A 9,375-nucleotide genomic window follows, 5' to 3' on the forward strand; every position below is an offset into this window, starting at 1 on the left:
TGTCGATGAACTCCAGCGTGGGCACGATGCGCACATCGGCTCGGGGATCACGGTAGGCGAGTGTCTCGACAGCTGCACGTGTCATAGGTGTGGTGGCGAAGACATGGACGACAACCTTTCGCCGCCGTGTCTGCACCCTGTCCACGGCGACGCGGCGGAGGCGTAAAAGTCCTTCGGAAGGGCTCTGGAGGACGTGCTGGGCTGCCGTCTCAAGGGACTGCCTGTCGAGGACGCCGCCGACGGGCAGTATGAGTATGCCGCGCAGGTCGGCAACGGCAAGGCAGTCAGCGCCCACTGGCACCAGGAGTGCGACGCCGACGAGCGGCGGCCTCCAGTCCTCGTATGCGGCCCGACGCTGCTCAGCTATCGCGACGGTAGCGGGCGGCATCAGGTCACACGGCCTTTGACTGCTGCCACGATCTCGGCGAGGTGGCTGGGCTGGCTGGTGCCGGGGATGGGGGCGATGTGGCTGCCGTGGTCGAGGAGCCAGTGGAGTGGAGCGGCGGGCCCGTTGGCGCTGGCGAGGCGGCCAGCGCCCAGCGGTCGGTAGGCCACGTACGGGATGCCGTGTTCCTGGCACACCTCGACAGTGGGATCCAAGGGCTCGTCGACGTTGAGGACGTTCTGTACTGCGGCGATGGGCAGGTAGTTGCTAGCTCGGAGGATGTCCTCGGGGGTGACCTTCGACAGGCCGATGTGCCCGATCTTTCCCTCGTCCTTCAGCGAATCCAGGACGGCGAGTTGGTCTTCGAGCGCCACCTGCGAGTCGATGCGATGCAGGTAGCAGAGCTCCAGTCGGTCGACGCGCAGGCGTCGAAGGCTCGCCTCGACACAGGCTCGCAGGTAGTACGGGTTCCCGAGCGGTATCCACTGGCCTGGCGCGGGGCGGGCCAGGCCGACTTTGGTGGCGATCAGCACGTGCTCCGGGTAGGGGGAGAGCGCGTCACGGATCAGCTCTTCGACCGTGTGTGGGCCGTAGGCGTCGGCGGTGTCGATGTGGCTGATGCCGTAGGTGTCCACGGCCTGGCGGAGGATGCTGAGCGCGGTGTCGCGCTCTGGGGGGTCTGCCCAGGTTCCGGGACCGGTGAGGCGCATGGTGCCGAAGCCGAGTCGGGACACGGTCTTGTCGGCGATGGAGATGGTCCCTGCGGGCGGAGTCATGCGGAGACCTCCGCCAGGCAACGCTGGACGGCGATCTCGACGGCGTGGGCGTGACTGTCGGGGTCGCTGGTCACGAGCTGATGGGGGATGTTGTCGTTGGCCAGCAGGCGGTGCGCGTGCTGGTCGACGAGGCGCCGGAATCCTGCGTCGTCAGCGTGGCCGGTGTCGGCGGGCGCGCTCTCGTCGAGCACGGTCGCGAAGAGCAGGTCGTACTTGGGTACCTGCGTGGTGGCGAGGGCCAGGAGCCGTTCGCGTTCGAGTCGGGGTGGCGTCTGCGCCCGGAAGGCGCACGCGGCGTACCAGTAGGCGATGGCGTCGAGTGGGACCCTGTCGACGAGGACGACTTCGCCACCTTGGGCGACGGCGCTGACCTCGTCGACGATGCCCTGCGCGACGATCCACTCGGTGGACAGCGCGGTGTGGTGGTGCATCTTCGGCAGGCCGGCCTGTGCCGCGCGCTTGCCGAGGCGGCCGGTGCGGGCCACGGTGAGGCCGTTGCCCCGGAGTTCCATCTCGATGCGTTTGCAGAGCGTTGTCTTGCCGGTGGAGTGCGTGCCGAGCACGCCGATGCGGATGGGGCGGGTGGTCACCACAGGGTGGGATCCTTGTCTGGTTCGGGGGCGCCGGGCAGGCCGGGCGGCACGGCCGCCGCGACCAGCTGGTCCCAGGTGTCGTAGTGCTCGGCCATGGCGAGCAGCAGTTGGGCCGTGGCGTAGGCGTCGTATGTTGCGCGGTGTCGTCCTACGCGCGGGGCCTGTGACAAGTCCGGTTGCACGTGCTTGAGCAGGGCGTCGAGGGTGTATTTGGGCAGGTCCTTGTATGTGGCTTTGGCCAGGCGAAGGGTGTCGATGACTCCGGCTGGCTCCCACGTCGGGAGGTGACGGCGCAGCTCCCGGTAGTCGACGTGGGCGTGGTGGGCGCAGATCCAGTGCTGGCCGAGGAAGGCGCGGACGGGCTCGGCGAGTTCTGCCCATGCCGGTTGGCCGGCGAGGGCCTCGTTGGTCAGGCCGTGGATGCCGGCCGCGCGCGCTGTGACCGGCCGTTCGGGGCGGATCAGCCACGCCCCGGCCGTCGCGGTGTGCGGCCGGCCGGTGCGGATGGGCAGCGCGGCGATCTCCACGAGGTCGGGCGGGGTGGTCCCGTTGCCTTCGACATCGACGACCAGGAGAGAGGGCCAGGAGTCATGGTTCATGCTGGATAGGGTCCGTTCTCCGCCTCCCAGCCGATGGGGGCCCGGCCGTGCTGGCGGTACAGGTGAGGTTTGGCGCGGTCGTGGCACTGGTAGCCGAACCCGTGCTGCAAGTAGTAGCGGGGCGGCTCGTCCAGTCCCTCGACGACGATGGCACGATCGTTGATCTCAACGTCGCCGATCGCGCCGAGGGCGCGCGCCGCACGGACGACCTCATCCGGGTCGGGTTTGACCCATGCCCCGGCGCAGCGGGCGACCTGCTCGCGCGGGCAGATGTCGCACAGCTCCCGCACCCCGTAATGGCCGTTGTAGTCGGCCTCGCCGTGCGCGTAGGCCACCCCGCAGCTGGTCTTGCGGAACAGTGTCCCCCACGGCGCGGCCCCCGGCTGCTGGGCCGCGTCGAAGGCGGCCAGGATCCGCTGCTCGGCCTGCTCCGGCATGATCTTCCGCCGGGCGGTGTCGTCGTACGGGACCGGCAGACCGTGCCCCTCGTAGTAGTCCTTGATCTCGTCGCGGAAGAACAGGCCCGTGAACACGGTGGCGTGCGCGTGCAGGGACAGTTCACGGGCCCGCTCGATGTGCTCGTCGGAGTCGTTGAGGCCCGGCACGATCGGACGCCAGTACAGGATCGTCCGGTACCGCTCGGCGTGCTCGTAGAGCATGCGCAGGCTGTCGGCCGCATGCGCGGAGTTCACCGGCTCGATCGCCGGGTCCTCGATGCCGGAGTGCGTCACCAGGACCGTGATCCGCAGATTCTGGAAGGAGTTCAGGACGGCGCAGTCCTCCGCGTCCACGCGCCACCGTGTGATGACCAGGATGTGGTTGGTCAGGCCGCGGTCGTCGAGCTGCTGGAGCACGGCGAACAGGTGCGGTTTGACCACCGGCAGCATCGGGTCGGTGGCCCGGTTGAACAACTGGATCGGCGTGCGGTGAGGACGGAAGTAGGGGTGGCTGACCAGAGCCTCGACGGCGGCCTCGTCGGTCATCAGACGCTTCGGCGTCTTCATTTCGAAGTTGTCGAACAGGTGGCGGACGCAGTAGCCGCACTCCAGAGGGCAGCCGATCACGTGGTTGAGCGACAGGCCTGACTTGCGGTACTCGATCACGTCGGCGAGCTCGGGCTTCAACGCGCCTATCTGCTCCGTCGTGAGGAGCGGAAGCGAGCGGCGATGGACGGCGGAAACGGTCAAGGGGATCTCCAGGGCCGGAGTGGTCAGCGGTCGGCGGGCGTGGGCTGAAGCGGAATGGGGGTGGGGACGGCGAGCAGGCTGCTGCGATGGGCGCCGAACCAGGTGCCGAAATCGCGGCGGGCGGCGCCGGCGTCGTCCGAGGTGTGCATGAGGTTGTGCACGAGACGCTGCTCGGCGAGGGCACGTTCGAGGCTGTCGTTGCCGAAGTCGCCGCGGACCGTGCCGGGCGCGGCCCGGGTCGGATCGAAGTGGCCGATGAGCTGGCGCAGTTGGTTGTGGATGCCCGGCTCCCCGTAGGCGAGCGCGACCGACACGGGCTTGCCCGCGTACGCGTCGTCCAGGCCGGCGGGGATGTCCCGGCCGGGGAACCAGTCGGCGTCGACGAGGAGATCCCAGTAATGCACGTGAGCCTGCCAGGCCTGCACGATGACGTCCCGGCGGCTGGCGACGGTACAGCCGACGGCATCAATCCGTTCAAGGACGGCATCCACCAAGCCGCGCTCCACCGCATCCGGCTTGCACAGGATCACGGAACAGCGGTCGAAGTCGGGGACCGGCGGGCGGCGGCCGGGCCCATACCATGTGCCGTACTCCCGGCGGGCGCTGTCGGGATCGTCGCTGGTGTGGATGAGGTTGCGCACGAGGCGCTTCTCGACGTCCGCGGCGGCGACGCTGTCGTCACTGAGGTCGCCGCGGATCGTGCCCGTCACCGCCCGGGTCGGGTCGGTGTGCCCGATGACCTGGCGCAGCCGGGCGTGGAGGCCCGGTTCACCGTGCGCGAGCGCCACCGTGACCGGCCGGCCCGCGAACGCGGCATCGATGCAGGACGGCAGATCGAGCCGCGGCCTTCGGCCGGCGTCGGCGAGCAGATCCCGGTACACGACGTGCGCCTGCCACGGCTCAGCAATCACGTCCAGGCGACCGGAGACGGCGATGCCCGCGGCGGAGATCATTGCGAGGACCCGGTCGACCAGGCCACGCACGACGGCGTCCGGCTTGCACAGGATGACCGCCCAGCGCTCGAAGTCGATGCCCTCGACCACGGCGCCGCTCATCGGCCGCCCGCCGCTCACCGGACACCTCCGGCCACCGCGGCGGCGCAGGCCGGCCACTTGCATTCCATGAGCCAGCGAAGACCCGGATCGAGCACCGCCAGGAGCTCCGGATCGGCGGCTGCGGTCTTGTCGTGCCGGATCTGCCGGTACAGCTCGAACAGCATCACCACCTGCTGCCAGTACGGGGCCAGATCCAGGCCCTGGATGTGCTCGGCGGTGTAGCGGACCTGGTTGGTGCGCAGCGCCTCCTCGTGCACCAGGACGTTCGCGATGGTCGCGCCCTCGGTGCTCGCCGGCATCGACGGGAACGCGAAGGCGGGCACGGTGCGACGGGATTCGGCTTCGGCCAGGACGCGCTCGACGCGGGCGGCGTTGGTGTCGTTGACGTGGGCCGAGCCGATGACGTGGGTGTACGTGCCGAGCTTCAGGCCGAGCTGGATGGCCGCGTACTCCTGGATCATCGTGAACGAGAAGACATCGGAGAGCAGCCCGCAGTCGAGGTCGTTGGCCCGCATGCTGCACACCATGTGCAGCCGTCCGCCGCGCGAGAGCAGGTGGAGCCCGGCCAGGCAGGCGACGTCGGGGTTGTCACGGTCGGCGAGTTCCCTCGCGGCGAAGACCGGCAGATAGGCGCGCTTGCTGTCGGGTTCGTTCAGCAGCAGCTCCACCACCCGGTCGAACTGCGACTGGTGGCCCCGGGCCGGGCTGAACAGGGCATGCCCGTACGCGGACCCGCCGAGCCGGATGCCGTCGGCGCTGCTGGCACGCATGGACGGCGCGTAGTAGACGATCATTGCCAGGTCCCGGCGACCGGCGAGGTACCAGAGCGCTTCGGCAAACTGGAAGACCGGATTGACTCTGCGTTCGGCTAGGTACGGGAGACGCTGTCGGGGGTCGGGCAGGCGGAAGCTGGCTCCGGTCACTTCGCGGGCTGCGTTGCCGCGGGCGTCGATCCGGTGTTCCGGTTCGTTTGTGGCGAGCTGCAGCAAGGCGAGGTACGCGCCCTCGACGCTGCGAAAGGCCTGTGCTGTGAGCAAGACACCCTCCTGTTCCGGGGATGATGGTGTGCGGCCTGGTGGTTCGTACGGGCGCCCGGCGCGGGGGCGGAGGCGGCGTCTTCTCTAGGGGGAGGAGAAGCCGCACCGTCTTCCCCGCGCCGGGCTGGTGTCTCGCGCTCAGCCACGGGGGGTGCCGAGCGTGAGACGTTGGGCCCGCGCACGGTCCTTGCGATGCACGAGGTAACCGCGCGCGGCAATGCGGATGAAAACGGGGGCCGTGCGCGGGAGTTCCTAGACGCTTACCGGCTCGTCGGTCACCGGGGGCTGGGCGCGGCCGGAATGCAGCACCGACCACGGGATGCGCGTACCGACGTCCTCCTCCTTGCGGAGGAGGTTCTCCGCGAGGCGCCGACGCTGGACCTCACCCGTCCCTGCGGGTGCGTAGGTGGTCTGCATGTCCCGCCAGAAGCGTTGGAGGGGAAAGTCCTCGTCCAGGCCGTTGGCGGCATGGAGTTGCATGGCGTCGTCGCCGGATTCGGAGGCGAGATCATGGCCGAGCGCCTTGGCGGTGAGCAGTTCGTCGTCGCAGGGCAGGCCGCGGTCGAGCATGTCGACAGCGTGGTAGGCCAGGATCTTGGCCATGAGCACCCGGGAGGACATCCGGCCGATCCGGTCCCGTATGACGCTCAGGTCGGCGAGTTTGCCCTCGTAGCGGGGCCGGTTGCTGACGTACCGGGCAGTCAGCGCGACCGCGGTCTCGTGCAGGCCCAGGGAGACGGCGGTGAGATTGGGGCGGCCGTACAGGATGCTGCTGGACTGGGCGACCTCGAAGCCCTGGCCCACCTCACCGAGCACGTCGGTGGGGGCGATGCGTACCCGGTCGAAGGTGATCTGGCCGTAACTGAAGCCGCGCAGCCCGAGCCTGCCACTGTGCCGAACGAGAGTGACCCCTCGCTGGTCTTCCCGGACGAGGAACGCTGTCAGGGCGCGGGAGGTACGGGTGCCGGCCGGGGAGGTGCGGGCGACAACGACGTGGAGATCCGCGATGTGGCTGTTGCCCACATGGGCCTTGATCCCGGTGAGGACCCACGCCTTGCCGTTCCACTCGGCCCCGGTTGCCATGCCACCGATGTGACCTCCCTGGTCCGGCTCGGTCACGGCGATCGACATCAGCGTGCGGCCGTCTGCCACACGCGGCAGCAGCGCGGTGTGCTGGTCCTCGGTGCCGTAGTGCAGGAGCGCGGCGATGGGGATCAGGCCGGCCTGGAGGATGGCCGCGGTGGCACCGGAGACGCGGGCGAGACGGTGGATCAGGATGGTCTTGGCGACATGGCCGGCCTCCATGCCGCCGAAGGCCTCGGGCACGGTGACGCCGAACCAGCGGCGCCCCGCAAGCAGCCGGGCAACCTCCCGGTCCACATGGTCAGGGGCATTCTCCATGTGCTCCACCCGGGGCTGGATCTCCTGGGCGGCGAAGTCATCGACGGCCTCCCAGAGGGCCCTGTGGGCGGGGGTGAGGAACCGGTCGAGGGTAGTCGGGGTGGTGGGCATGGACATGGGTGGGTCCCTCTCCCTCAAGGCTCACATGACGGCTGCGGCGTGAACGGGATCAGTGCGCGGGTGCTTGGGCGGTGAGGGTGTGCACGACTGTGCTGCCGGTGTCCTTGACGATGTCGAGGAGCTGCTGGGCCTGGCGGAGGGGGCGGGGTTCGGGGTCGATGACGCAGACCGTCCCCCACGCGATGCCGGTGTCCCAGTCGATGAGAGGTGCGCCGAAGTAGGAGCGGATGCCGAGGGCGTCGGTCACGTGGTTGCCGACGAAGCGGGGGCTGGCGTAGACGTCGGGTAACGGGAGAGCTTTCCGGCGGGCAATGACTTCCGGGCACCAGCCATGGCGGCGGCTCATGCTGCGGCCCACCGGGATCAGCCCGCTGTCGTGGGGCGGCTGGTGCAGGCCGATGAACGTCTGCTGGGGCCAGAAGATGTTGACGAAGCCGTAGGCGAGCCCGGTCCGTTCGGCCATCTCGCGCGCGAGGTGGTCCATGTGATCGTCGGGACCCGGGGCGATACCGAAGCGTGCGATCACCTCCTGGCGGCCCTGCTCCACGGCGATCAGTTGCGCGGTGGTGGCGCTGATCGATGCGGGTTGGTGGGGCAGTAGGCCGTGCGGCGCCATCACCGCCTCCCCAGGGGAGGACAGCGGGCGTCCACGGGTGAGGCCAGCGCCAGCGGGGGACGGCATGAGGGGGTGCTGGTGTGTCATCAGATATCCAAGGGGGCTGGAGTGGAGAGGCAGGCGAGGGCGTGGTCGACCAGGGCGACCAGGGAGGCCGCGACTTGGGTGGCCTCCCGGGCGTCGCACCGCATCACCGGGATGTCGGGGGCGATATCGAGGGCCTGGCGGACATCCTCGTGACGGAACAGGACGGCGCCGTCGAATGGGTTGATCGCGATGATGAACGGCAGTCGGATCTGTTCGAAGAACGACACCGCCAGGAAACTGTCCTCTAGTCGGCGGGTGTCGACGAGGACTATGGCGCCTACTGCTCCGCTGCACACGTCGTACCAGAGGTGGGAGAACCGCTGTTGGCCGGGCGTGCCGAACAGCAGCAGCTCGAAGGGGTGCGGGTCAGTGAAGCCGACACGGCCGAAGTCGAACGCCACCGTGGTGGTGGTCTTGGACGCTACATGGTCGAGGCGGTCGACCGGCAAGCTCGCCTCGGTCAGCCGCTCTTCGGTGCTCAGCGGCGGGATGTCGCTGATGGCACCGACCGCGGTGGTCTTCCCTGCCCCGAACCCACCGGCGATCACCACCTTGAACACCGTTCGGCCTGCGCCATGCTCGGCGTGCATCTCCGCCGAGGGATCATGAGTTCGCGCGTGTGGGCTATTCATCGGGCCACTTCATCGCCAGGGCGGCGCGCAGCCGCAGGAGCAGGGTGTGGTCGGGATCGGACGCTGCGTCGGCTGCGCCCGGCACGAGGACGTGGGTGGCCATCAGGTCGCTGATGAGGATCTTGGCGGGGGTCAGGCCGCAGCCGAGGGTGCCGGCGAGTTCGGCGACCGACCGCGGCCGGGTACGGCACAGGGCCGTGATCCGTCCGCACTCCTCCGGCAGCCCGGGGCCCGGGCGTCCGGGGCCGGGGTGCATGACCGATTCCAGGCGCAGGCGGTAGCGCGGCTGGGTACGGCCCCGGGTGAGTGCGTAGGGCCGGACGAAGGCTGTCGTGTCTGGATCGGCCGCCACCGACAGGCGCCGCAGGGCCGGTGTCATCGTGTGGTGTCGGCCGGGCGGGTACGGGCCGGGGTGAGCATGTGGGGTGCGAACGCGGTGACCAGGCGTCCCATCTCGAAGCCCACGGTGCCGGCATCAGCCTGGGGGGTGGTCACCACGCACAGCACGGTGTCCACGAACTGCTGCCCGATGCCGTTATGGCTCGTGAACGCGGCGCTGCGGCCAGCGAACTGAATGAAGATCAGCGAGTCGGGGCGTTCGATGATGATCTGCTTCGGCAGGTGTTTCTCGTGCCGGGGTCCGGTGATGCTGCCGCCCAGGGAAGCCAGTCCGCACACGGCCGCGGCGAGTTCGTCGGCCCAGTCCTTGTCGATGTCGCTGTCGAGTAAGTCGACGCCGTCGCGCGAGGCCAGCACCGCATGGGTGGCGCCGGCGACCTCGTTGACGAACTCGCGCAGCAGCCAGGCCATGGACTCCCGGTGCTCCCCGGTGCCGTCAGGGGTGGTCGTCGGTTCGCTGTGCGGAAGCATGCGTGGGGCTCCAAAGA

At 69.3% G+C, this 9,375-nt stretch carries 11 protein-coding genes; all 11 read right to left on the minus strand.

Annotated features, from left to right (window positions below; genetic code table 11):
- Positions 1 to 387: 387 nt before the first annotated feature.
- The gene (locus tag HLK59_RS17785) at positions 388 to 1,161 is read right to left on the minus strand and encodes an aldo/keto reductase (RefSeq protein ID WP_171142418.1); all 774 of its coding nucleotides are present in this window, start codon (positions 1,159 to 1,161) and stop codon (positions 388 to 390) included.
- Positions 1,158 to 1,751 carry an AAA family ATPase gene (locus tag HLK59_RS17790; protein ID WP_346779754.1) on the minus strand — a complete coding sequence of 198 codons (594 nt, stop codon included), beginning with the start codon at positions 1,749 to 1,751 and terminating at the stop codon, positions 1,158 to 1,160. The genes HLK59_RS17785 and HLK59_RS17790 overlap by 4 nt, the downstream gene beginning before the upstream one ends.
- The gene (locus tag HLK59_RS17795; protein ID WP_171142419.1) at positions 1,748 to 2,353 is read right to left on the minus strand and encodes a 3'-5' exonuclease; all 606 of its coding nucleotides are present in this window, start codon (positions 2,351 to 2,353) and stop codon (positions 1,748 to 1,750) included. Before HLK59_RS17795 ends, HLK59_RS17790 begins: the two co-directional genes overlap by 4 nt.
- Positions 2,350 to 3,540: a radical SAM protein gene (locus tag HLK59_RS17800; RefSeq protein WP_171142420.1), complete on the minus strand. Its 1,191-nt coding sequence runs from the start codon at positions 3,538 to 3,540 to the stop codon at positions 2,350 to 2,352. The genes HLK59_RS17795 and HLK59_RS17800 overlap by 4 nt, the downstream gene beginning before the upstream one ends.
- A gap of 23 nt (positions 3,541 to 3,563) precedes the next feature.
- The gene (locus tag HLK59_RS17805; RefSeq protein WP_346779755.1) at positions 3,564 to 4,613 is read right to left on the minus strand and encodes a nucleoside-diphosphate kinase; all 1,050 of its coding nucleotides are present in this window, start codon (positions 4,611 to 4,613) and stop codon (positions 3,564 to 3,566) included.
- Complete coding sequence (locus HLK59_RS17810) at positions 4,610 to 5,632, minus strand: thymidylate synthase (RefSeq protein WP_240982472.1); 1,023 nt, start codon at positions 5,630 to 5,632, stop codon at positions 4,610 to 4,612. Before HLK59_RS17810 ends, HLK59_RS17805 begins: the two co-directional genes overlap by 4 nt.
- Before the next feature lie 252 nt (positions 5,633 to 5,884).
- Entirely contained in the window at positions 5,885 to 7,150 is a 1,266-nt protein-coding gene (locus HLK59_RS17815) for an acyl-CoA dehydrogenase family protein (RefSeq protein WP_240982473.1), read from the minus strand.
- 52 nt (positions 7,151 to 7,202) lie between these two features.
- Positions 7,203 to 7,769, minus strand: coding sequence for a GAF domain-containing protein (locus HLK59_RS17820; protein ID WP_171142421.1), 567 nt, complete (start codon positions 7,767 to 7,769; stop codon positions 7,203 to 7,205).
- Between the two features lie 86 nt (positions 7,770 to 7,855).
- A complete protein-coding gene (locus tag HLK59_RS17825; RefSeq protein ID WP_171142422.1) occupies positions 7,856 to 8,446 on the minus strand; it encodes an ATP/GTP-binding protein in 591 nt (196 codons plus the stop codon).
- 34 nt (positions 8,447 to 8,480) lie between these two features.
- The gene (locus HLK59_RS17830) at positions 8,481 to 8,867 is read right to left on the minus strand and encodes a DUF742 domain-containing protein (protein ID WP_171142423.1); all 387 of its coding nucleotides are present in this window, start codon (positions 8,865 to 8,867) and stop codon (positions 8,481 to 8,483) included.
- Positions 8,864 to 9,358 (minus strand): roadblock/LC7 domain-containing protein, encoded by a 495-nt coding sequence (locus tag HLK59_RS17835; protein ID WP_171142424.1) that lies wholly within the window; start codon positions 9,356 to 9,358, stop codon positions 8,864 to 8,866. Before HLK59_RS17835 ends, HLK59_RS17830 begins: the two co-directional genes overlap by 4 nt.
- Positions 9,359 to 9,375 lie beyond the last annotated feature (17 nt).

Source organism: Streptomyces sp. S3(2020) (assembly GCF_013044505.1).
Classification (GTDB): Bacteria; Actinomycetota; Actinomycetes; order Streptomycetales; family Streptomycetaceae; genus Streptomyces.